This window comes from Acinetobacter sp. YH16031, from assembly GCF_013417335.1.
GTDB lineage: Bacteria > Pseudomonadota > Gammaproteobacteria > Pseudomonadales > Moraxellaceae > Acinetobacter.
Map to the genome: position 1 here is coordinate 37,495 of NZ_VPED01000008.1, position 22,582 is coordinate 60,076.

Below are 22,582 nucleotides of genomic sequence, written 5' to 3' on the forward strand. Positions count from 1 at the left end.
TCCATATGTTTAGGTTTTATATGAAAAAGTTAAGTCTAGCTTTATTGCCATTGATGGCAGCCATGACCTCCGCTCAGGCTGAATCTGCATTTGATCCTCAAGGACAGTACCTGTTAGGTGACTGGAATGGAAAACGTACTGAACTTGCTCAACAAGGTGTCAAATTTGAAGCAAACTTGCTGACAGATACAGCGTATCTAGCTGATGGCGGACGTAATGAAGGGGCTGATCCTCTAACTTCTGCACAGTTATGGTTAGGTACACAGTTAGACATGGAAAAACTGGCTGGCTGGGATGGCGTAACTGTTCGTGCAGTTGCGACTGCACGTCAGGGACAAAGTACATCGGTACGTGATTTACAAGGTGATGCAGCTCAATGGGCCAATGTTCAAGGAACATTTGGCCGTGGTAACCAGGACAGTCGGTTAACCGAACTTTCAATTGAAAAGAACTATAAGGATCAAGGCCTGAGCATTAAAGCTGGTCGTCTGGGTCTGGGTATGGACTTTAACGTGATGGCCTGTGATTTTGCCAGTACAGCATTTTGTGCTGCGCAGATGGGTAAATGGCAGGGCAATATCTGGATGAATACCCCAGTCGCACAATGGGGTGCACGTGTAAAACAGCAGTTAAATCCTGAAGTTGCTGTACAAGTCGGTGTTTATGAATTTAATCCAGATAATGGTAATGCCAAAGCCGAAGGTCAGGGCTGGAGTCTGGATACCGACAATGCTGATGGTGTGACCATTCCTGCAGAAGTAATCTGGACACCAAAATCATTGGTAAATGGTTTGCCTGGCAGCTATCGTGTAGGCGGTATGTATAACACTGCTGATGATGTTGCCAACCAGAAAGATGTTGCGACAGGTGAAGGAAAAAACCGCACCTTTGCGGGCTGGTTAGCTGTAGAGCAGCAATTGACTTCAACGGGTAATGACCGTCAGGGTTTACACTCATTCGCTAACTTTACCTGGCATGATCGTGATACCAATAAAGTAGATAATTCACAACAGTTGGGTCTGAAATATATTGGTCTGGTGGATAGCCAGCCGAATGATATATTGGGTTTAGCGGTTAACCGTGTACATGTAAATGACCGCTTTGCAGATTCACGTCCAATTTATGATGCGAGTGCCGAATACAATATCGAACTCAACTACAGCTATAACGCAACAAAATGGCTGATGCTACGTCCAAACCTGCAATACGTTATAAATCCGGGGTCTAGCAATCAAGTGGATAATGCATTGGTGTTAGGTTTGACTACACGAGTGATCTTCTAAAAAGAATTTAATCACGTTATAAATAAACAGGCTCATCAGAGCCTGTTTTTTATTTTTTGGTAAAAAGTTCTGAAAAGCCACTTCACAAAAAGAGGGAATACCGCGTGTCACTACTATTTCAGCCGGTTCAGTTTGGATCATTGCAACTTAAAAATAAAATTGTGATTGCCCCGATGTGTCAGTACTCTGCAACCGAGCAAGGTGAAATCACTTACTGGCATGAACAACAATGGGCCAATTATGCCTTATCCAGTGCAGGTCTTTGCATTGTGGAAGCCACCGCTGTACAACCTGAAGGTCGCATCAGTTATGCCGATTTAGGGCTTTGGAATGACCAGCAGGCCAGTCAGATCAAAACCTTATTGCAAAAGGTCAAGTCAATTTCTCCTATGCCTTTTGCAATACAGCTTGCACATGCAGGCCGTAAAGCCTCTACAGATAAACCTTGGGGTGGCAAAGGGCAGTTCGCCCCAGATCATTCACTCGGCTGGCAAACTGTCTCTGCCAGTGATATTCCTTTCCAGGCTCATGAACATCCACCCAAGTCTTTAAGTGTTGATGAAATCCAGCAAGTGATTCAGGATTTTGCAGCCAGTGCCAAGAGAGCGGTTGAAGCAGGCTTTGAATTAATTGAACTACATGCAGCACATGGTTATCTATTGCATCAGTTCATGTCACCGTTATCAAATCATCGTCAGGATCAATATGGCGGTTCGTTTGAAAACCGTATTCGTCTGACACTTGAAGTATTTGAAGCAATTAAAGCCGCAGTACCAGACGGTTTTCCAATTGGTGTTCGTATCTCAGCAACGGACTGGATGGATGGCGTAGAAAGTTGGGATGTAGAATCTTCAGTTGAACTATCCAAAGCTCTGGAGAAACTGGGTGCAGTCTACATTCACGTTTCGAGTGCAGGTTTACACGTCGATCAGAAAATTGATGTGCATCCGAATTATCAGGTCCCTTTTGCTGAAGCGATTAAAAAGGACGTGAATATTCCAGTCATTGCTGTGGGTTTGATTACCGATGCACAGCAGGCAGAAGGCATACTGGAGTATAAACAGGCTGATGCGATCGCGATTGCACGTGCCTTGCTTTATGATCCACGCTGGCCTTGGCATGCCGCAGTAACGCTGGATGAAAAAATAGCAATTTCTCCACAATATTTACGTTCTGCACCGCATGGCTTAAATCAGTTGTTTGAATCGTTTTAAGGCTATTTTTTCTTAGAAAGGCTTATAATAACGCATCTCAAACAACAGGATATTTCATATGATTATTGCGGTAATTGTGCCCATATTTTTATTATTGGCACTAGGTTACCTGAGTGTGAAATGTCAAATTCTAAAAAAAGAACAGGTCGAAATGGTAGGGGCCTTTGTCATCAAAGTGGCCTTACCGTTACTGTTCTTCCAGTTTTTAGCCTCTAAAGATCTGCATGAAATCTGGTATTTTGAATACTTTGCGGTCTATACCTCTGTCACTTTATTACTTTATGGTTTCAGCTTCTGGCTGATGCACCGTCAGTTCCGGAATACCTCTTCGCATAGTGCTGTTCTGTCCTTGGGGGCAGCGATGTCCAATACCGGATTGATTGGTACAGCAGTACTCACTTTATTGGTGGGACAGCATGCAATGACCTATACCTCATTGGTGGTCATCATTGAAAGCATGATCCTGATTCCGATGGTGTTGATCCTGGCTGCACTCGGTACCCAACATCAAGCCAATCTGGGTAGTCTTGTGAAAAGTACCATTCTAATGCTGTTCAAGAACCCTTTATTTATGGGGGTGATGCTGGGTATGGCCTGTGCGATTTTTGAAATTCGCTTGCCAATTTATCTGGACCAGGTCTTTGCCATGATTGGACAGACTGCCTCACCTTTGGCGCTGTTTGCGATTGGTGGCGGAATCGTGGGCATGAGCCTGAAATATGTGAATCTGCAAAGTTTCTATTTGGTATTTTCCAGCAATATCCTGATGCCGATCCTGATGTATCTAAGTCTGAGTCGACTGACTCAGCTAAGTCAGGAAATGATTTATGCCGGGACTTTGATCGCAGCACTGCCTATGCCAACGATTTTTGGTATGTTAGGACAAGCATACGTCCTTAATGAGCGAACCTTAACCCCTTTATTGATGAGTACTATCGCAGGTTTCGTGGTTGCCAGTGGACTTATTACTTTGTGGTGGAGTTAAACACGCTGGTTTATAAATCTATAGCCCATAAAAAAAGCTCCAACAGGAGCTTTTTTATTTTGATCAGACCTGATCAACTTTTTTTGGCAGGTGCTTTTTTCTGTTCAGCAATCATTTTATCCACTGCTGCTAGAGATTCTCTGGCCTTAGGAATATTTTCCTGTGCTAGGGCCGCAAAGATCTTTTTCGCTTCAGGCAGGTTTTGCGCAACAATGCTACCGTTGGCAAACATATTGCCAATCGCCATCAGGGCAGGGACATAGCCTTTTTTCGCCAGATCCTGAATACTGCTCAAGCCTTGCTGGATTGGCTTTTCATTTTTGGTTTTAAAGCCGTTGCTGATGTCATATAAGGCTTTAGCATGAATGGCCGGCATATTACCCTTGCTAATAAGAGGCTGTAATTTTTTCAAAGCCTGCTGGTCAGAAGCTGTTTTGCCTTCAGCAAATAAAAGTACAGCCAGATCTACCGTCGCTTCATCGAAATTGGCTGCCGATGCGCGTTCCAGGTATTGTTTGGCTTTGCTCAAATCCTGCTTAAGACCTAAAGTACCACCGGTATAATTCTTGCCCAGTACATAGTTGGCCACTGCATAACCTTTGCTGGCGGCCTGTTCATATAGCTGAATAGCCTTTTTTTCGTCCTTGGCAGTGCCTTGGCCAGTTTGCGTTAAATAGCCTAAGTTATAGATAGCCTGTGCATTTCCCTGGCTGGCCAGTTTGCTTAAAGCATCGTAGGCACCCTTGAAATTCTTGGCATTCACCATCTCTTCAATTTTGGCAAATTGAGGGTCGACTGGGGCATTTGAAGTGTTTGCGAGGGCAAATTGGCTGGACACTGCAAGAATTGCAGCAAGTACTAATTTTTTCATTGTTCCGATAACCTTAATTTTTCTAACACCTAATCCCATGGTGCGATTTTTGTCGTTTTCATCTACATCATAAGACGATTTCAGGCTTTGTAAATACTGAATATGTGACTAATTACAAATTATTTGAGAATCATAGAGGAGGTGAATCAATAAAAGCGTGCTCGGTTTAAGGTGTGTTTTATTCAGTCAATCTTTGTCTATTTAATTGTTTAGCCTAATAAAAATAAAAAAGCCAGAATTGAATTCTGGCTTTTGCATCAAGATAACAGGTTATTATTGTGGACGTGCCACATCACCACTTAAAGCTTCAGGCAATTCCAGAACTTGTACTTCTAGCTCAGCCAATGCTTCAGGTTTGGCAACTACCAAAGCCTGATAACCCTCATCTGTACCAATGCTATTGACTACTTCGACGTCATTGTGCAGCTTGCTTGCAATAGCAGGTGCTTCGCCTGTACCTTGAATCAAATGCAGCCAGTGTTTTGGCTTGGCTTTAAACCATAAGCGTGCAATTACTTCCTGACCCAGATAACAACCTTTGTCATAGTGAATGCCTTCACGTTGATGAAGACGCAATTCCTGTGGCTGGAACAGGGTCGCAGTAGCCGCCTGAATCCAGGCCTGACCTGAGGCAATGGCTTGCTGTTGCCAAAGGGCAACATCCGTTGCAGTTTCAACAAAATCAGTCTGGATGTCATTGATGACTGGATAAATCGGGCCAACCTGTTCCAGTTTCATTTTTGAAAAAGCGCCAAACTTTTTAATGTGGCTGGCCAGTTCTGCTGCCTGATCTTCAGGGCTGACAATTTCAAAGCTTTCCGGATTAATTTTTTTCAGCCAGATGCCGAACTGGATACGTCCTTTCAAGCTACAGATCGCTGTATAGCGAGTCAGGTTTTCAGCTAGAGTTTCGACATTTAAAGTAACTTGACCCTGAAGGAATTTTTGCGCATCTACTCCATTCAGCGTAAATAAGGTAAAAGCAGGAGATGTTGCCATGATCAGCCTCAGTTTGAATACTAAAAATCAATCAAGCTATTGTGCAGCAAGCATTTAATAGAGGCAAACAAAAAAGCCAACAATCGGGATCGTTGGCTTTTCCAGGAGTGGCTATTTAGTGATGATGGGATGAGGTTGGCAGAGGTGAATCACAAGGGAATTTGCCTCCACAGACCCGTACCGTTTCCATCATGCCCTGATCTTCATGATCGAGGATATGACAGTGCTGTACAAAATCGCCTTCAAATTTCTTGTAATGACTTCGAAGAATAAATTTATAATTCGCCTTGATAAACAGGGTATCTTTGAATTGTCCTTTCATGCCACGATATTGCACATCATCTGTGTCATTATCATCAGGCGCTAATTCACTCACATCAACTTCTTTAGATTCGCCATTAGGACCAGTGACAGTTTTTAAGATTTTAACAATCTGGAATGGATTAACATGGATATGGAAAGGATGGCCACCAAAAGCTTCGGTCGTCAGTTCCCATTCATCCGTCTGCCCAATTTGTAACTGACGTACATATTCACGATCCGGATCTTTGGCATGTGTCCGACCGACTGATCCTTCGCCATCAAATGCATCTCCAAAACTGAGTAAGTCACCATCTTCTTTATGGCGGAAGCCAAATTTAAGACCATTTGCGAAAGCCAGTTCAAATTTACTGTACTGTTTTGGTCTGGAAGCGACCAGCTTGTCAATTGCAGGAGTCATTAGGGATGGATGATCGGTAAAGGCAGTAAGATCAAGTTTGGATAACTGAGTCTGAATCTCTTTGCTTAAACCAATTTTTTTCGCGCGCTCTTGCAGGAACTGGGCAGGAGTCTGCGCTTTTGTTTTGCTTGCCTGTACATTGACCCATCCCAGTAGTTGGGCATTGAAAGGGTGGTTTGGAGCTAGTTGAGGAGTAATTTGACCCGTTGGGATCGGTGCATTCACTTCATCCTCAATATTTAATTTGGAGTCATAAATACAGTATTTATTGGTGGTTGGGAAGGTAACCATTGCATCATGACGATAACCAGGCTGGAACACAGACAGTGTTCTGCGCTGTACCTGAGTCATGGTCAAACCATCTTGAGCAATCGTATAAACAGGTAAGCTTTTTAAACTCTCATTAAACTCTTTTGGATCTGCTTCCTGATATGCCAGACAGGCTTTAAGGGTGTCTGCGGCGCTAAATTTACTGGAGTTTGGCAGTTCTTTAATAATCAAACCAATGGTGTCGCGTACACCACCATGAATCATGCGCCAGCGATTAAAAGCATTCTGTTCAACTTTAATCTCTCCTAAAACTTTACCATTGATAGACGTATAAAAGTTCTGGCCGGCCCAAGAGCCAGGATTAGCGATATCTGTATAATCTTCAAGTAATCCTAAGCCTTTACCTTCGCAATTATTGGGAGTGTCAAATTTTACATCCGGGTCAGGGTTAGAGCATCGATATTGAATTTGCTGGAACAATAGGATGTTTTCATTTGGATAGCTATTTTTTTCTTTCCATAAAATGTCTATATCGCCTGTTTCAGTGACTTTGCCATTTTTCACTTTTGGTGTTCTTGAGCCTTCTACAATTAATGGGCCTGCCATACCACTCGATACCTGAATAGCTGTTGAGCCATGCAGATGAGCGTGATACCAGTAGGTTCCTGCCGGATGATTCGGCTCCATTTTGTACTGATAGTCAAATTTTTCCTGAGGTTTAAATTTCAGGAAAACATTATCACTATTGCCTTGAGGGCTTACCCAGAAGCCATGAGTATGCAGGTTGGTGGTATTAAAGCAATGTGGATCATTCACATTATCCACTTTGTCTGGGCAGGTGGCTTTCTGTTCAGGTGGAAGCTGGTTATTGAGGTTAATTTTCAGGGTTTCACCTTGTTTGACCCGAATCTGTGGACCGACTAAAAGGTCTTCAACAGACTCTCCAGCTTTTTTCTTGTTAAACAAGCTGGCATTAGTGAGATAACCTCTGACGAACAGTTGATCCCAGGTACTATTTCTCGGATTGTAAATCTTGCCGGTTTTATAAGCGACGATCAGTTCATGGGTGCCCTTGGAATTTTTTTGCAATAGGGGCGGATTGCTAATCAAAGTATCGGGTGCTGTTGGAGAAGGTTGTGGATTGTTGGGATTATTGGGAGTGGTAGGTGGGTTAGGGTTGTTGGGAGTTGGCGGTTTAGGATTGGAGGGATTTTTACCTCCATTCCAGCTTGCTGCCAGTACAGCGATCACTGCAGCAACGATACCAAGAATGGCGAGTTGTATCATTGTAATCACCCTTATGTGCTTTTGTGATGAGTGTTGTTGTTGTGAAGTAATTCGAGGGTAGATTTACAAAGTTGAGATACAGACTGTTATCACCAAATTAGGGGGAGGGCGACAGACGGTAAGCTAAAATGACGTGTGTAAAGTATTTTAGATAGGGATGCGTTTTATAAGCTCATGTTTATGAATCATTGTCCTATAAATATTTAACGTATTTCTAAAATTGTAAGAAAGTCTTAAAAAATATATGGAATTGAGAATGTAACTTATTTCGGGGTATGTCTAACCTGAAAAATGATTTTTTTCGCCTAAACTCGTCGAGCCATATCTGCAATGAAATTTACCATTTTCGGTTAAGAGTTATGCTTAACACTGAAATAAAAAAATATAGATTCAGTTTTTTATTAAATGAGCTATTTCTAAAATTAAAAAATTCTAAGCTTTGATTTCATATGAAATTTATCCTTAAACTCATTCCAAGAAATTGATTATTTTTTATGCTGTTATCAACATCTCATACTAAAGAATGAGACAGATTTAGGCCTATTTTTCAGAAAAAATGCAATTTAGAGTCAAAATTCTAAAGTATGGGTCAGTAATTTTGGTAAAAATACCATTTTTAGTATTTAAGCTTTTGAAAATTATAAGATTTGGGAAATGGACTTTCGACAGCGTACAATGCCTTTATTAAAAAACAAGTCATCAAGATATTTTGATGAATAAAAAGAGTAATGAAAGAGGGCAGGCAAGCTATGAACAATAACTACCGGAAACCGTTGCAAGGTACCCAGCTGGAATATTATGACGTGCGTCAAGCCGTAGAAGATATTCAGCCAGGCGCATATGCCAAACTTCCTTATACATCTAAAGTGCTGGCCGAGCAGCTGGTACGCCGTTGCGACCCTGCGATTTTAGAACAGTCTTTACGCCAATTGATTGAGCGTAAACAGGAACATGATTTTCCTTGGTATCCGGCGCGTGTAGTGTGTCATGACATCTTAGGGCAAACAGCACTGGTCGATCTTGCCGGTCTGCGTGATGCGATTGCCGATCAAGGCGGTGATCCGTCTAAAGTCAATCCAGTGGTGCCGACCCAGCTGATTGTCGATCACTCGCTGGCAGTAGAATATGGCGGCTTTGACCCAGATGCATTTGAGAAAAACCGTGCGGTAGAAGACCGCCGCAATGAAGACCGTTTCCATTTTATTGAATGGACTAAAACTGCGTTTGAAAATGTCGATGTAATTCCTGCGGGTAACGGCATCATGCACCAGATCAATCTGGAAAAAATGTCACCAGTCATTCAGAACCGTGATGGCGTGGCATTCCCGGATACCTGTGTGGGGACTGACTCGCATACTCCACATACGGATGCGCTAGGCGTGATTTCAGTCGGTGTTGGTGGATTAGAAGCTGAGAACGTGATGCTGGGCCGTGCATCATGGATGCGTTTGCCAGACATTATCGGTGTCGAACTGGTAGGACAGCGTCAGCCGGGCATTACCGCAACGGATATTGTTTTAGCTCTAACCGAATTCCTGCGTAAAGAACGTGTGGTTGGTGCTTATCTGGAATTCTTCGGTGAAGGTGCAGACAGCATGTCAGTCGGTGACCGTGCCACGATTTCCAATATGACCCCGGAATATGGTGCAACTGCAGCCATGTTCTATATCGATCAGAACACCATTGATTATCTGACGCTGACTGGTCGTGAATCTGAACAGGTCAAACTGGTTGAAACCTATGCGAAAGAGATTGGCCTGTGGTCATCAGAAATGACTCAGGCAGAATATCCACGTGTATTGCGTTTTGACCTATCGACTGTCACCCGTAACATCGCTGGTCCATCCAATCCACATGCGCGTGTATCAACATCTGACCTGAAAGAAAAAGGCATTGCGGGTGTGGTAGAAAACCGTACGGATGGCTTAATGCCAGATGGTGCAATCATCATCGCGGCAATTACTTCGTGTACCAATACTTCAAACCCACGTAATACCGTGGCAGCAGGCTTGTTGGCACGTAAGGCTAATGAACTTGGTTTAGTGCGTAAACCGTGGGTGAAATCATCTTTTGCTCCGGGTTCTAAAGCAGCGGCGTTGTATTTGGAAGAAGCAGGCGTACTAAAAGATCTGGAAAAACTGGGCTTTGGTATTGTGGCTTATGCTTGTACCACCTGTAACGGGATGTCCGGTGCACTTGATCCGAAGATTCAGCAGGAAATTATAGACCGTGATCTGTATGCCACAGCAGTATTATCCGGTAACCGTAACTTCGATGGCCGTATCCATCCATATGCGAAGCAGGCATTTTTAGCATCTCCACCGCTTGTCGTGGCTTATGCGATTGCCGGTACGATCCGTTTTGACATTGAAAAAGATGCACTAGGCACAGACAAAGATGGCAATCCGATTTACCTGAAAGACATCTGGCCATCGGATGAAGAAATTGATGCTTTGGTGAAAGAATCGGTAAAACCAGAGCAGTTCAAGAAAGTTTATATTCCGATGTTTGATCTGGGCGAGCGTGAGCAGGCAGCAAGTCCACTGTATGACTGGCGTCCGCAAAGTACCTATATCCGCCGTCCGCCATATTGGGAAGGAGCTTTGGCTGCACCGCGTACCCTTGCAAATATGCGTCCGTTAGCAATCCTTGGCGATAACATCACCACCGATCATTTATCTCCATCAAACGCGATTGTGTTGGATTCAGCAGCGGGTCAATATCTGGCGAAAATGGGCTTACCTGAAGAAGATTTCAACTCTTATGCCACGCACCGTGGCGATCACCTGACTGCACAGCGTGCAACCTTGGCGAATCCGAAGCTGTATAACGAAATGGTGGTACGTTCTGACGGCACCATCAAACAAGGTTCTAAAGCGCGTGTAGAGCCGGAAGGTGAAGTGATGCGTATGTGGGAAGCGATTGAAACCTACATGAACCGTAAGCAACCGCTCATCATTGTTGCAGGTAAAGATTATGGTCAGGGTTCAAGCCGTGATTGGGCTGCGAAAGGTGTGCGTCTGGCAGGTGTAGAAGCGATTGTGGCTGAAGGCTTTGAACGTATTCACCGTACGAATCTGGTCGGTATGGGTGTACTTCCACTTGAGTTTAAGCCGGGTACAGATCGTAAAACTTTGAAGCTGGATGGTACTGAGCTATATAGCGTAATTGGTAATATTGCGCCACGTTCAACTTTGACTCTGGTGATTGAGCGTGCGACTGAAGATGGCAAAAAACAGACCATTGAAGTGCCAGTGACTTGCCGTCTGGATACGGAAGAAGAGGTTTCTGTGTATGAAGCGGGTGGGGTATTACAGCGCTTTGCGCAGGACTTTTTAGAAGGAAATGTGGCTTAATTTTTCTAGTTACTAGTAAAAATCTCCCCTAACCCCTCTTTTCTAAAGAGGGGAACTCCCTCCTTTTTTAAAGGAGGGTTGGGGTGGATTAAAGTTGTTGAAATTGATTAGAGAAAAAAATGTCACTTTTAAGAGAGATACAAATTGATGCTATAAACTCAAATGCTAAGATTTCAGATTTATTAAGAAAATGTCAAATATTAGCTTATAGGTTGGGTAATGAAGATTTTAAGAATTGGATTAGCTTCGAATTGCAAGGCTATCCACAAGACCCAAAAAATGTACCTGACTATAGAATCTTAAATGTTAATTCAAAAGGCCATTTTGCAGGTGCTTTTGGAAGTGCTTTAAATAATGCAGATATGTTGACTTACAGTTTGCCAGAGCAACTTCAAAAAAGTTTATCAAAAGCATATTTTTTTAGCCCTATTGCAACCCTTGAGAGTTTAACAAATAATGAAAGTGAGGTCTTAACTCAAGATTGGAATCCAGCGATTATTGCTCATTACGGTTCTAAGATGTATGAGGGTTATAATTGTATGCAAGCTTGGAAAGTAATACCTGCTTCAGCTGTAGTAGGAATAATAGATACAGTAAAAACAAAAATCTTAAATTTTGCTTTAGAAATTGAGCTGTTAAATCCGCAAGCAGGTGAAGCTGCATTGAATTCTAATCCGATTCCTCAAGAAAAAGTCACCCAGATTTTTAATTTTAATATTGCTGGCAATGTTTAAAACTTAGCTTCAGGAAATCATCACAGCACTATCCATCAAGAAATTAATAACTCTCAAATTCCTCAAGAGTTTTTAGATTTATTAAGCACGTTGAGAAAATCTGAAATCGAGGAAGAGTTAGTTAGCGATCTAGAACTAAGAATTGAAAAATTAGGAACCTCAATTGGAACACCAGAATATACTTCCCAATATGGTGAGCTAATGAGTTTTCTCTCTAATCATGTCACTATATATACTTTCTTAGCTCCATTTATTCCAATGCTATCAAGCTATTTATCATAGAAAGTGAAAGTGACTAGGCGCAGCGACGGAATATCATTAAATCACAAATAAAAATATCACTTAGCTTTAACGACACTATCATTTACAAAAATGGACAATAGACATTCATCACAACAGAGTTATAATGCTTAGACCATTTTCTAAAACAACGGAGAACAAAGATGGTTACAGCTGGCTCAAAACCGGGAACAGGTTTCTATTTTTGTGTTCAATGCGGACATCGCGTCTTCTTAGAAATTGGTACAGACCGACTACCACCGTGTACCAAATGCCTCGGCACCCAATATAACGATAAGGTTGCCTAAGCACACGATATTCAAAACAGAAGATCCTGTTTTAAATAAAAGCCCTATCACCCGATAGGGCTTTTTTGTTAGCGTATAATTTGGATCATAAAAATGGCTTAAATCTCAAGGGCAAACAGCATGGAAACAATCCTCGGTTTATGTATCGGTATCGGCTTAAGTGCAGCCTGCGGTTTCCGTGTTTTTGTGCCTTTGCTGATAATGAGTATTGCCGCATTGATGGGCTGGTTTGAACCAATAACCGGTTTTGAATGGCTGGCCATGCCGGCAGTCTGTCTGGCTTTAGCCATCGCGACTATCTGTGAAATCGCTGCGTATTATATTCCCTGGGTGGACAATGCCATCGATACGATTGCAACGCCTGCAGCCATGCTCGCTGGAACCTTGACAACGATGGCTGCCAGCAGTGGAGAAATGTCCCAGTTTTTAGCTTGGGCCGCAGCGATTATTGTCGGTGGTGGAACAGCAGGGGCCGTGCAAATGAGCAGTGTTGCAGCACGTGGACTATCAACTGCTACCACAGGCGGTGTTGCGAATCCCGTACTCTCAACCGGAGAGTGGATCGGGGCTATTCTGTTATCTATTCTGTCATTGCTTTTGCCAGTGCTAGCTGCCTTGCTGGTCGTAATACTAGTCATCCTAGCAATCCGCTGGATACGTCTAAAAAAGAAAAACAAGCTAGAAAATTCCGCCTTATAAAAGTCAAATAAATAAATATTTATCACTAATTTTTAATGAAATATTTGCTTAAAGAAAGACCCCTCATCTTGTTCATTAAATTGCTTGATTTTTATTCAATAAAGACATAATTTTATTATGGGATTTTAAAAGACATAATTTTTTTATGGTTTTATTTGTGGTTGAACTTTATAAAAACAATATTATGGGAACTGTGAATGATTAAATTTATTGTAGATGAACAAGAGTCTGCCCAAGGCGTGCACTATATTCATAACGCAACACGAGGCTGTGAAGACCTGCCAGAATTTAATGACCAGATTCTGATTGGATATTTTGCTAATTATGATCTGGCTTATAAACGGGCAAGAATGAACTGGCCGAGGGAAAAAGTAGAGGGCTGTCATAAGTGCTGTACAGAATGAGATTTATAGACATATTGGGCATCATTTAAAACCCGTTATACAGTGGGTTTTACCATTTATTCTGTTTGAAAATTGATCAATTTGACCCCATGTAAAACTATAGATTTATCATGTTTAGGGCTGCTCAATTGCAACATTATCTTGATCTCAATCATGACTCGGGTGTGGCCAATTATGAGATTGGCAATGAGTTTATTCGGGTTCAATTCAAGAAAACCTCGAAAGTGTATACCTATAGCTATAGCAGTGCGGGCTATCAGCATGTGGAAAATATGAAACAGCTGGCCCAGTATGGTGATGGCTTAAATGCCTATATCAATCATCATACCCGTCATCTGTTTGTACGCTAAAAAGTGATCGCTGGAAGTGAGAACTGAAACTTTTAGCTGAAAATATTTAAACCATTTCCCTTTAGATCACAGATACAAATCAGCAGTTCCTGAAGATTTGATCAATCTGTTAACTTAAGGATAGATGGCTCTACAGGCAGGGAATCACTATGAATCTCGATTTCTGGTGTCGGTTTTTACTTTATACATTGGCTTTGAATTACGGTATCTTAATGCTTTGGTTCTTGCTCATTGTCTTTGCACGAGACTGGGTAAAACGACTACATGGTCGATGGTTTCAGCTTTCAGATTCGACTTTTGATACCATTCACTATAGCGGCATGGCCATTTATAAAGTCGGGATATTCCTGTTCAATCTGGTTCCGCTGATTGCCATATATTTGATGGGGAAAAGTTAGGAGATAAAACTTTCCAAAGTTCCAAGAATAAATAAAACTGATAGTCGCATCAGCATTACACAGAGCAGTTTAAACGCTTAAAATGCTCGAAACAAAATAACAATATGGAAAAGGAGTTCGGCTCAATGAATCAGTTTAAATCCGCCTTGATTTTAGGGGCTTTGATCGGCTTGGGAATGATTATTGCCGGATTCATTCTGGGTAATAGTGCGGTCAAGATTAAACAGTATGAGCGGATTGTTTCCGTAAAAGGTTTATCGGAACGTGAGGTTAAAGCCGATGTTGCAGTCTGGCCCATCCGTTTTAGTGGCGGTAGTCAGAATCTGACAGAACTGTATGACACCATGGAGCTGCAAACCCAGCAAATTCAGGCTTTCTTAAAAGGTGAAGGTTTTAAGGCAGAAGAAATTACCACCGGTTCTCCAGTCACTACAGATAAATATGCCCAGCAATACGGCGGTGATGCCAATGTTGCCTTACGTTATACCGCGCATCAGACCATTACGGTTTATACCCACAATATTGATGCAGTCCGTGCAGCGCAAACCCGTCTGGTCGCTCTGGGTAAAAAGGGCATTGCTTTTGGTGGTGATGATTCTGGGCAAAGAACGGAATATATCTTTACCAAATTGAATGACATTAAACCAGCGATGATTGAAGAGGCTACACAAAATGCCCGCAGTGTGGCAGAAAAGTTTGCAGCGGATTCTCAAAGCCGTCTCGGGAAAATCAAGACTGCCAATCAAGGTCTGTTTAGCATTGAGGACCGTGACAGCAATACGCCTTATCTAAAGAAAGTTCGTGTGGTTTCTACAGTGGATTATTATCTGGCGGATTAAATGGCTGGAAAGCTGAATAGAGGGGTCTAAAAAATTTAGAGCAGAATGAGGTTTTACATGAAGATAAATTCCAGTAATTCTGCTCTTTCTGCAATAAAAGATCTTTATTTTGAGCTAAAAGGTAAAAAATTCTTCTTCAAAAATATTTAAAGAAAAATATTTTCAAAAATTGGGAAAATTAAAAAATCTTAGGAAATTAATTTTGCCACAGCTTGGCTACTATATATCTCAAGGGTGTGATGGGATCGAAAAGAGTAGCATGCTGTGAGTGGCGCAAAACGCGAGTGCAGTACGAACCCAAAAGGTCTCGATTCGGCTTAGGACGCTATAGACCAAAAGTTTATAGGCTATAAGATCATTTCTTACAAAGAGTGATAGTTGAAGTAAACCATCAAGATGTTTTCCCAACACCCTCAAAATTTTCTCCTCTCATAAAAACAATCTTCTCCTCCAAACTGCTTAATACCCTCCTTACCCAGTCACTTATATTCTTCCTAAATAGCTGTAAATTCATTTGAGATTCAAATAAATACTATTTTAATCACATATCTAATCTATTTTATTTACAGCCTATTGCTTTCAATTATCCTTTATTTAAATACTATTCTAATGTCACCGGTTGTTTATAAGTATTTGATATAAATAATTTAAAGTATAATATGTTTAATATTTGCTCACAAATTATATCCTTGAAAAATAAAACAGAATGCTATGATAATTTTGCATATAAGAAAGGGGCACGTCCCATGAAAAAATATGAATTAGAAATCAGTTATCCGCATCAAGAAGAAGACGAAGCAGAGCAGCTAGGCAGCTTATCGGCAGAAGAAATTCTCTCTACTTTTAAGTCCATCAATTGGCAACAGTTACGGATTTTACAATTACAGATGCAAGCCGCCATTACCACTTTTACCGTAACAGACTCCGATGCTGAACAGTCAATTCAGATCACACTGAATGAACTGGCGCCGTCAGGTCAGCTTGAGTTCAGGCTGGAAAGTGATATTGAAGTCGAAGCTCAACATAAAATTCTGGGACTGTTTAGCCTGAAGAACAAAGATTATGTGTCATTCCGTAGTCTGACTATGTCACAGGTTCAGCAATATCTTATGGCATTTTTAAATGAAGATCTCGACAGCCTGAAAACCCAGTATCAGTCGGGTCATTCTGTATCTCCCATCAGTGCAGCGTCCAAAGCTTAGTCGGGCACTGATTCTGTAACAGGGCTGGATTGACAGTATTCCCTGACATTGTTATTTTGCGCGTTTTCTCCTGAATGCTTACAGCACATGCCTATTAACGACAACTTCGTCTACGCACCGCCTCAAGATCCATTGCATATCCTGTATGAAGATGATGATCTGTTCGTCATTGAGAAGCCGGCCGGTTTGTTGTCTGTTCCGGGACGTTTGCCTGAGCATCATGACAGTGCTTATCTACGGGTACTAGAGCGTTATCCGAATGCCAAAATTACCCATCGTCTGGATATGGCAACGTCTGGCATCCTGATGTTTGCCAAACATCGTGATGCTGAAGTGGCAGTCAGTAAAATGTTCCAGGCACGTACGGTCAGCAAGCACTATATTGCGCTGGTACAGGGAGAAATTCAGACCGAGGGCAGTGTCGATGTACCTTTGATTACTGACTGGGAAAATCGCCCTCGGCAAATGGTACATTTTGAACTGGGTAAAGCTGCCAAAACACTCTATCAACGGCTGGAATATCTGCCTGAGCAAGACATCAGCCGGGTATTGCTAACGCCAATTACCGGGCGTTCGCATCAGCTCAGAGTCCACATGCTGCATATCGGTCATCCGATTACGGGCGATAAAATTTATCATCCGGAACCAACGCGTAGTCCTCTTAATCGCATGGCCTTGCATGCCAGTGAACTGACTTTTACTCAACCCTTGAGTGGTCATAAAGTTGAAATTCTTGCCCCTGCACCATTTTAGTAAAATTTAAGCATTCAAAAAATGAATATGGATTCTGATAAATATTTAAATTTCAGTAAGCTGCAACAGAAATGTCAGAATTTATTTCAATCATCGGAAAATTATGGAGTTGAATTTAAGCAGTTTTCTAGAAAAACTATGTTCTGAATCATGTCTTATCAAGTAATGATTTTTTGAAATTAAAAAAGTGTATCCGGAAAAATTTCAGGAATCATTTAAGGGGGATTTATCACTTTATCTTTAGTTTAACTGTTTGATCTGTCTATTTTTATTAGGTTTTTCTCAAGATTTTCAGCCTATCCGGAATTTGTACTTATAACTTTTGATATAAAAATAAAAACCACTCTAATCAATTATTACCAACAGATTCATTTTAAGTAAATTGATAGGCATAAAAATATTAAGGTTTTATAGGTGAAAAATCATTTAAAATATCAATTATATTAAATATTTATGGTCATTTTTTATCTTTGATTCTCATCATTAAATTATGCAGAATAACTTTAAAACATCATAAATTTTTAATTTTTTAGTGCCTATATATGGTGCAAGGGGTAAGGGACAGGATGATGCTAAGTGGCGCGCTCTTTGTTCTCGCAAGTGTTTTAATCTTTGTATTACTACGGGTATTCAATAGCCTGAAATTATCAAGAAACAATATTCAGTCCTTACAGGAAAATCTGGATCATTCACGCAGTAAATTGGCTGATTATGAAACACAAGTTGATGAATTAAATTATGAAATGACCCAGCTACGGATGCAACTGGGAAGTGCCAGAACTGAACTGAATAAATATAAACAATATCAGGATATCTGTGACATCGAACAATACATTATTAACCGCAGCTTGCAGGCCGAAAATTTCGTAGAAGTAACCAAGCTTGATGCTTCCATCATGCTGGATGATCTCAAAGCCTATATCGCTCAGGTCAAAGCATATTTACAGAGTTTACAGGCTCAGGCCGAAGCTGATATTGAGCAACAGGCCCGAAAAGTGTTACAGGCTTATTATCAACAGGCCAAAGAACAGCAGCGACTGCAAGAAGTAGTTGAAGCTCTCGAGCATAAGATCAAGGCCTATCAACATGGTTTTGATCTGCCGGTCACGCAGCTTCTGGATCAGCTCATTAGTGGCTACAACGATACTGATGCAGCTCGGCATTTACTGACTATCAGAACACAAATTGAGCAGGCCAAAGAACAGCAGCAGGTGGCCAGCTGTAACTATGTCGATGAAGACCGGCGCAAGAGCACCATCGCGATTTTGAGTCTGGCATTTAATAGCAGGGCAGAATTCTATTTGTCCCAGTTAAATACTCATAATCTGGGAGAAATGCTGCAATCCTTAAAAGATGATTATCGCCTGATGAACTATAAAGGACAAAGCTTGAGCCAGGCCATGATTCAGGAGTCTTATCTGAACTTACGTCTGGAAGAGCTTAAATTCGCCGCCATTTTACTCGACCTTCGACAGAATCAAGTGTCTGAGCCATCTGCAGTGATCGCTTCCTAACTACAATTAAAAAAGACAGATCAACCGATGAAATTTTTTAATCTGCAGATTGATATGCAGGTATTTTTAATTAGATGAAAATGCAGCTTTTTTTCTCAAATTCTTAAATTTATATTGATAAAATTCAGTTGGTTATTTAGAGAAAGTTAATTTTTTTTCATATTCTGTACTCGATAATTCAAATAAAATAAGTTAAGCTGAATCGAATAATAAAACATCATAATAAGGATATCTCTATGGCACGCGATTATGACAAATTCCCTGACGATGAAAATGGTCATGTACTGTGGCAAATGTATCAGGATGGTGATGATCTGCAGGACGACCATGAAATAGAATTCTCAATAGCCTTTAATAGTGAAGAGCAGGCTGACCGATGTGCATTGCATTTACTCAAAGAAGAACAAAAGATAAGCCTATATCAGGATGAGGAGAGCGATACGCTGGAATGGACGATTACCATTCATGTCTATATGCAACCTACCTATGAAAATATTGTCGATCTGGAACAATGGTTTACCAGAATTGCTGCTGAATTTCAGGGTGAATACGATGGCTGGGGCTGTATGGCCTATGTTTACGATGATGAGGGTGACCCGGAAGAAGGTGAAAGCAAACTGCGTAGCAGCTAATCAAAATTTCCTTATTTAAGCCCGGTTAAGCCGGGTTTTTTATGGCCTGCGGTATTGGTCGGGTCAACTGTAGTTTTTTGTTATACATCCTATAAAATAGATAGATAACAATTATATTTAGGCCGTACAGTATGTTGGGCAGTTATTTAAATACTGAGGCCGACGAGATCGGGATGATCCGTCCGAATAATAAATAAAAATAATCTTTCAGTAAGAACAAGAAAAAAAGGTAGGCTGAAATGAGTTATACCCTAAAAATGCATCGCGTATTCAGTGCGCCACCGGAACGGGTGTACCGGGCCTTTATTCATCCAGATGCTATTGCAAAATGGCTGGCACCGCATGGCTTCACTGCCAGAGTTGAGCATGCCGAAGTCAAACCGGGAGGCAGCTATAAAATCACCCTGACCAATTTTGCCACTGGCACCCAGCATCATTTACATGGCACCTATCATGAAGTTATTCCCAATCAGTTACTGCGCTATACCGATTGCTTTTCTACACCTGAGGTCAAAGGCGAAATTGAAGTCACACTCATCTTTGAAAAAGTGTCTGTGGGTACCAGTCTGCATATTATTCAGGTGGGTTATCCGGATCTGGTACCACCATCTGCATGTCATTTAAGCTGGCAGGAGTCATTGCAGCTTTTGTCCTGGCTGGTCAATCCACATATTTTAGATGGTTAAGTTCAGTTAATTAAGTCGAGCGGGAGATCCTTTTAAAGCTTGAGCATGAACCCCCCCAAAGATGCTATAATTCAGCTTTAATTTTTTGTTTTTTCTTTTATTTTTTATTTTGTTGAGGTTGCTATGGCTTTACCACAATGCCCAAAATGCCAGTCTGAATATACTTATGAAGATGGTGACTTGTTGATCTGCCCAGAATGTGGATATGAGTGGAAAGAAGGGGAAGCAACTGAGGAAACCGTGGTGATCAAGGATGCGCATGGCAATCTGCTGGCTGATGGCGATACAGTTACGGTGATTAAGGATCTTAAAATTAAAGGGTCTTCTTCAGTGGTTAAAGTCGGGACTAAAGTCAAAAATATTCGTCTATTACCCGATGCAACTGATGGACACGATATTGACTGTAAAATTGATGGCATTGGCGCTATGAAGCTCAAATCTGAATATGTGAAAAAAGCCTGATACGTTCTAATACGAAAGAGTGCTTTCGATCTTCGGGTTTGAGGGTTTATGCTTATTTCTCAAACTCGAAGATCAATCTCTTCTGATTGCCATATCATGCCTGGATCTATGCTTTATGCCTCATCTTCATATTGAATATTCAGATAATATTCAGCAGCTCGAAACCCGACCTTTAATGTTGGCAATTCACCAGGCCTTATTTAACGCCGGTTATATTAATGACTCGAATGATTTAAAAAGCCGGGCGATTGCACAGCAGGATTTTGTGATTGGACTGGAGCCGGAGATAGATCAGGCTTATGTGCATGCCAAAGTTTCTCTCCTGACTGGTCGTAGTCTAGCCATCCGACAAGCAATTTCTAAGTTAGTACTTCAGGTCATGCAGCAGCACATTGTCTCGCAGCCTGGGCTAAACATTCAGCTCTGTGTTGAAATTCTGGAAATGGACAAAGAAACTTACACTAAAGCTATTATTTGATTTTTTTAGATTGAAGTGAGGACTAGGAAATAAAGTTTTCTTAGTTCCTCTCTTTATCTTGAATATATAAGAACTAAATAAAAAATTGAGAAGTTTCAAAGCGATTTTGAAATATAAAGAACGATAAATAAAACTAGAGCATGAAAATTTAAATAATCAGTCAAAATTCACCTGATGATTGCAGTTGATCAGAAAATTTTGCCTATGATTAAAAAAATAGTGTAATTTTAGGTATTAGGTCACACTTTTGACCTGATATATGGGGGATGGGTAAAACCAGGACCCATCCACATAATTAAAAATAATGAAAAACAAGAAAGACTGAAAAATGATGAGATGCTTGAAATCTCGGTTTTCAAGTCTGAATAAAACCTTATAGAGAGGTATTCAATGAAAATAATAGGGGAAGAATGTCTGGCTCAGGAAGTCAGGACATTTTTACAAAAATGGGATCAAGCTATTTGTTCACTTGAATTCAGCGAAATTCGTCAACTTTGCCGACCAGATGTCTGTCTGATTGATATTAGCTCCGAGCTGAAAGGGATCGAGGCTTATCAGGCTGCATGGCAACAGTATCGCCCGTATATGCGCAACAATGGTATGCGCGTTGAACGGCAGGAGGTCACCATTCAGGTCAATAATGATATGGCTTTTGTATATGGTTATGTCCGGATTGCCTATGCGGCGATGGAGCGATATTTTCCTTTACAGTGGTGTCGCTTCAGCATGGTCTTGAGCAAGCAGCAAGATCAGTGGCAATTGCATTATCAACATATTTCTGTCCCTGTTCAGGAGAAAACTGAAAAACTGCGTCCTGTGAAATTGGCAGGTTAAGGCGCAAGTTTTAAATTTCATTGAAACAAGATCATCACGTCTATTTGTCCATTCCTGAAAAGAAATCACCATAAAAAAGCCTGAATCGTTCAGGCTTTTTTATTTAGGAGAGATTAGAAACGTTTTGGAATCCGCTGGCCGTTCGGTACCGGAATTTCCGCATTTTTTAATACACCAAATAACCAGGTTTCTGCATGTTGTACAGCTGTTTTTAACTGGTCACCCAAGGCTAGACGTCCGGCAATGAAACTCGCCAGTGAACAGCCTGAGCCGTGATATTCACCTTCCAGACGCGGACAGCGGGTTTCGTTGATTAATTCACCCTGAATATATAGGCGGTTCTGGATATAGTCGGGAGTATCTTCGTGGCCACCTTTAACCAAAATCGCGTGGGCACCCATTTCGAACAGTTTCTGCGTGGCTTGATCTAAATCCTGCTCACCTGTTAGAGCGCGCAACTCGACTGTATTTGGAGTTAAAATCGTGGCTAGCGGAATCAGTTGTTTAAACGCTTTGACCAGTGTGGCTTGATTGCCGAGTGAGCCACCACTATTGGCTACCAGCACTGGATCCAGTACATACTGATAGTCCGGATGCGCAGTTAGAAATTCTGCCAGTGCTTCAATATTTTCAGTCGTTCCCAGCATGCCTGATTTAACACAACGAATCGGCAGATCCTTTACCACAGCATTGGCCTGAGCCAGCAGTAATTCCTTTGAAGTTGCTTCAAAACCAAAGACCTGTTGTGAGTTCTGGATAGTCAGGGCTGTACAGGCTATTGCAGCATGAGCACCACTTTGACCGATGGCTTCAATATCTGCTTGAAGGCCTGCTCCACCTGAAGGATCTAAACCTGAAAAGCAAAGTACGGTAGGTCGCAAAATGATGTCCTTCATTCACTAAAATTGCCTTAGTATAGGCAAATTTATTCAAACTCTCGATATTAATTTCTATCACTTGCAAGAACTGTCTGTCAGGCAAAATTTCGAATGTTTTATCTGATTAAAATACAGGATTAATTACC

The 22,582-nt window shown here is 41.3% G+C and carries 23 protein-coding genes; 19 read left to right on the forward strand and 4 right to left on the reverse strand.

The window, feature by feature from the left end:
- Positions 1–20: 20 nt before the first annotated feature.
- The 3 genes from FTV31_RS05675 to FTV31_RS05685 all read left to right on the forward strand — a co-directional run bounded on the left by FTV31_RS05675 (position 21) and on the right by FTV31_RS05685 (position 3,482).
- On the forward strand, positions 21–1,283 hold the full coding sequence (locus tag FTV31_RS05675) for a carbohydrate porin (protein ID WP_180013552.1): 1,263 nt from the start codon (positions 21–23) through the stop codon (positions 1,281–1,283).
- A 104-nt stretch (positions 1,284–1,387) separates the two neighbouring features.
- Complete coding sequence (locus FTV31_RS05680) at positions 1,388–2,497, forward strand: NADH:flavin oxidoreductase/NADH oxidase (protein WP_180013554.1); 1,110 nt, start codon at positions 1,388–1,390, stop codon at positions 2,495–2,497.
- Positions 2,498–2,555: 58 nt separating this feature from the next.
- The gene (locus FTV31_RS05685) at positions 2,556–3,482 is read left to right on the forward strand and encodes an AEC family transporter (RefSeq protein ID WP_180013556.1); all 927 of its coding nucleotides are present in this window, start codon (positions 2,556–2,558) and stop codon (positions 3,480–3,482) included.
- Between the two features lie 73 nt (positions 3,483–3,555).
- On the opposite strand, the gene FTV31_RS05690 is transcribed toward FTV31_RS05685, so the two are convergent.
- From FTV31_RS05690 to FTV31_RS05700, 3 genes are all read right to left on the reverse strand, one after another.
- The gene (locus FTV31_RS05690; RefSeq protein WP_180013558.1) at positions 3,556–4,353 is read right to left on the reverse strand and encodes a tetratricopeptide repeat protein; all 798 of its coding nucleotides are present in this window, start codon (positions 4,351–4,353) and stop codon (positions 3,556–3,558) included.
- A gap of 273 nt (positions 4,354–4,626) precedes the next feature.
- Positions 4,627–5,352, reverse strand: coding sequence for a folate-binding protein YgfZ (locus FTV31_RS05695; RefSeq protein ID WP_180013560.1), 726 nt, complete (start codon positions 5,350–5,352; stop codon positions 4,627–4,629).
- A 115-nt stretch (positions 5,353–5,467) separates the two neighbouring features.
- Entirely contained in the window at positions 5,468–7,630 is a 2,163-nt protein-coding gene (locus FTV31_RS05700) for a multicopper oxidase family protein (protein WP_180013562.1), read from the reverse strand.
- A gap of 749 nt (positions 7,631–8,379) precedes the next feature.
- Here FTV31_RS05700 and acnD point away from each other — a divergent pair.
- The 16 genes from acnD to FTV31_RS05780 all read left to right on the forward strand — a co-directional run bounded on the left by acnD (position 8,380) and on the right by FTV31_RS05780 (position 21,558).
- Entirely contained in the window at positions 8,380–10,986 is a 2,607-nt protein-coding gene (gene acnD, locus FTV31_RS05705; protein WP_180013564.1) for a Fe/S-dependent 2-methylisocitrate dehydratase AcnD, read from the forward strand.
- Positions 10,987–11,105: 119 nt separating this feature from the next.
- A complete protein-coding gene (locus FTV31_RS05710) occupies positions 11,106–11,720 on the forward strand; it encodes a hypothetical protein (protein WP_257227156.1) in 615 nt (204 codons plus the stop codon).
- A gap of 443 nt (positions 11,721–12,163) precedes the next feature.
- Entirely contained in the window at positions 12,164–12,307 is a 144-nt protein-coding gene (locus FTV31_RS05715) for a zinc ribbon-containing protein (RefSeq protein WP_179993182.1), read from the forward strand.
- 120 nt (positions 12,308–12,427) lie between these two features.
- The gene (locus FTV31_RS05720; RefSeq protein ID WP_180013566.1) at positions 12,428–13,006 is read left to right on the forward strand and encodes a DUF4126 domain-containing protein; all 579 of its coding nucleotides are present in this window, start codon (positions 12,428–12,430) and stop codon (positions 13,004–13,006) included.
- Positions 13,007–13,203: 197 nt separating this feature from the next.
- Positions 13,204–13,410, forward strand: a complete 207-nt coding sequence (locus tag FTV31_RS05725) for a hypothetical protein (RefSeq protein WP_180013568.1) — start codon at positions 13,204–13,206, stop codon at positions 13,408–13,410.
- Between the two features lie 128 nt (positions 13,411–13,538).
- Positions 13,539–13,760: a hypothetical protein gene (locus FTV31_RS05730; protein WP_004785142.1), complete on the forward strand. Its 222-nt coding sequence runs from the start codon at positions 13,539–13,541 to the stop codon at positions 13,758–13,760.
- A gap of 149 nt (positions 13,761–13,909) precedes the next feature.
- The gene (locus FTV31_RS05735; protein ID WP_180013570.1) at positions 13,910–14,158 is read left to right on the forward strand and encodes a DUF6868 family protein; all 249 of its coding nucleotides are present in this window, start codon (positions 13,910–13,912) and stop codon (positions 14,156–14,158) included.
- Positions 14,159–14,283: 125 nt separating this feature from the next.
- Positions 14,284–14,997: an SIMPL domain-containing protein gene (locus tag FTV31_RS05740; protein ID WP_180013572.1), complete on the forward strand. Its 714-nt coding sequence runs from the start codon at positions 14,284–14,286 to the stop codon at positions 14,995–14,997.
- 746 nt (positions 14,998–15,743) lie between these two features.
- Positions 15,744–16,199 (forward strand): hypothetical protein, encoded by a 456-nt coding sequence (locus tag FTV31_RS05745; protein ID WP_180013574.1) that lies wholly within the window; start codon positions 15,744–15,746, stop codon positions 16,197–16,199.
- Positions 16,200–16,286: 87 nt separating this feature from the next.
- Positions 16,287–16,952, forward strand: a complete 666-nt coding sequence (locus FTV31_RS05750) for a pseudouridine synthase (protein WP_180013576.1) — start codon at positions 16,287–16,289, stop codon at positions 16,950–16,952.
- Positions 16,953–17,521: 569 nt separating this feature from the next.
- Positions 17,522–18,466 carry a hypothetical protein gene (locus tag FTV31_RS05755; RefSeq protein ID WP_180013626.1) on the forward strand — a complete coding sequence of 315 codons (945 nt, stop codon included), beginning with the start codon at positions 17,522–17,524 and terminating at the stop codon, positions 18,464–18,466.
- A 236-nt stretch (positions 18,467–18,702) separates the two neighbouring features.
- Positions 18,703–19,098 carry a ribonuclease E inhibitor RraB gene (locus FTV31_RS05760; protein ID WP_034171734.1) on the forward strand — a complete coding sequence of 132 codons (396 nt, stop codon included), beginning with the start codon at positions 18,703–18,705 and terminating at the stop codon, positions 19,096–19,098.
- A gap of 239 nt (positions 19,099–19,337) precedes the next feature.
- A complete protein-coding gene (locus tag FTV31_RS05765) occupies positions 19,338–19,784 on the forward strand; it encodes an SRPBCC domain-containing protein (protein ID WP_004785131.1) in 447 nt (148 codons plus the stop codon).
- Positions 19,785–19,907: 123 nt separating this feature from the next.
- A complete protein-coding gene (locus FTV31_RS05770; RefSeq protein WP_034705280.1) occupies positions 19,908–20,246 on the forward strand; it encodes a zinc ribbon domain-containing protein YjdM in 339 nt (112 codons plus the stop codon).
- A gap of 115 nt (positions 20,247–20,361) precedes the next feature.
- Positions 20,362–20,724 carry a 5-carboxymethyl-2-hydroxymuconate Delta-isomerase gene (locus FTV31_RS05775; RefSeq protein ID WP_180013578.1) on the forward strand — a complete coding sequence of 121 codons (363 nt, stop codon included), beginning with the start codon at positions 20,362–20,364 and terminating at the stop codon, positions 20,722–20,724.
- 390 nt (positions 20,725–21,114) lie between these two features.
- The gene (locus FTV31_RS05780; protein WP_180004018.1) at positions 21,115–21,558 is read left to right on the forward strand and encodes a nuclear transport factor 2 family protein; all 444 of its coding nucleotides are present in this window, start codon (positions 21,115–21,117) and stop codon (positions 21,556–21,558) included.
- Positions 21,559–21,671: 113 nt separating this feature from the next.
- Here the strand turns inward: FTV31_RS05780 and FTV31_RS05785 are convergent, their stop codons facing one another.
- Complete coding sequence (locus FTV31_RS05785; RefSeq protein WP_180013628.1) at positions 21,672–22,439, reverse strand: hydroxymethylpyrimidine/phosphomethylpyrimidine kinase; 768 nt, start codon at positions 22,437–22,439, stop codon at positions 21,672–21,674.
- Positions 22,440–22,582 lie beyond the last annotated feature (143 nt).

What these genes read in the sequence shown, in the direction of transcription:
- FTV31_RS05755 (WP_180013626.1), top strand. Translation starts at nt 17,522, where the DNA reads ATGCTAAGTGGCGCGCTCTTTGTTCTCGCAAGTGTTTTAATCTTTGTA.
- FTV31_RS05740 (WP_180013572.1), top strand. Translation starts at nt 14,284, where the DNA reads ATGAATCAGTTTAAATCCGCCTTGATTTTAGGGGCTTTGATCGGCTTG.
- FTV31_RS05775 (WP_180013578.1), top strand. Translation starts at nt 20,362, where the DNA reads ATGCCTCATCTTCATATTGAATATTCAGATAATATTCAGCAGCTCGAA.
- FTV31_RS05750 (WP_180013576.1), top strand. Translation starts at nt 16,287, where the DNA reads ATGCCTATTAACGACAACTTCGTCTACGCACCGCCTCAAGATCCATTG.
- FTV31_RS05735 (WP_180013570.1), top strand. Translation starts at nt 13,910, where the DNA reads ATGAATCTCGATTTCTGGTGTCGGTTTTTACTTTATACATTGGCTTTG.
- FTV31_RS05675 (WP_180013552.1), top strand. Translation starts at nt 21, where the DNA reads ATGAAAAAGTTAAGTCTAGCTTTATTGCCATTGATGGCAGCCATGACC.
- FTV31_RS05770 (WP_034705280.1), top strand. Translation starts at nt 19,908, where the DNA reads ATGGCTTTACCACAATGCCCAAAATGCCAGTCTGAATATACTTATGAA.
- FTV31_RS05765 (WP_004785131.1), top strand. Translation starts at nt 19,338, where the DNA reads ATGAGTTATACCCTAAAAATGCATCGCGTATTCAGTGCGCCACCGGAA.
- FTV31_RS05685 (WP_180013556.1), top strand. Translation starts at nt 2,556, where the DNA reads ATGATTATTGCGGTAATTGTGCCCATATTTTTATTATTGGCACTAGGT.
- FTV31_RS05700 (WP_180013562.1), bottom strand. Translation starts at nt 7,630, where the DNA reads ATGATACAACTCGCCATTCTTGGTATCGTTGCTGCAGTGATCGCTGTA.
- FTV31_RS05720 (WP_180013566.1), top strand. Translation starts at nt 12,428, where the DNA reads ATGGAAACAATCCTCGGTTTATGTATCGGTATCGGCTTAAGTGCAGCC.
- FTV31_RS05710 (WP_257227156.1), top strand. Translation starts at nt 11,106, where the DNA reads ATGTCACTTTTAAGAGAGATACAAATTGATGCTATAAACTCAAATGCT.
- FTV31_RS05745 (WP_180013574.1), top strand. Translation starts at nt 15,744, where the DNA reads ATGAAAAAATATGAATTAGAAATCAGTTATCCGCATCAAGAAGAAGAC.
- FTV31_RS05780 (WP_180004018.1), top strand. Translation starts at nt 21,115, where the DNA reads ATGAAAATAATAGGGGAAGAATGTCTGGCTCAGGAAGTCAGGACATTT.
- FTV31_RS05695 (WP_180013560.1), bottom strand. Translation starts at nt 5,352, where the DNA reads ATGGCAACATCTCCTGCTTTTACCTTATTTACGCTGAATGGAGTAGAT.
- FTV31_RS05760 (WP_034171734.1), top strand. Translation starts at nt 18,703, where the DNA reads ATGGCACGCGATTATGACAAATTCCCTGACGATGAAAATGGTCATGTA.
- FTV31_RS05715 (WP_179993182.1), top strand. Translation starts at nt 12,164, where the DNA reads ATGGTTACAGCTGGCTCAAAACCGGGAACAGGTTTCTATTTTTGTGTT.
- FTV31_RS05725 (WP_180013568.1), top strand. Translation starts at nt 13,204, where the DNA reads ATGATTAAATTTATTGTAGATGAACAAGAGTCTGCCCAAGGCGTGCAC.
- acnD (WP_180013564.1), top strand. Translation starts at nt 8,380, where the DNA reads ATGAACAATAACTACCGGAAACCGTTGCAAGGTACCCAGCTGGAATAT.
- FTV31_RS05690 (WP_180013558.1), bottom strand. Translation starts at nt 4,353, where the DNA reads ATGAAAAAATTAGTACTTGCTGCAATTCTTGCAGTGTCCAGCCAATTT.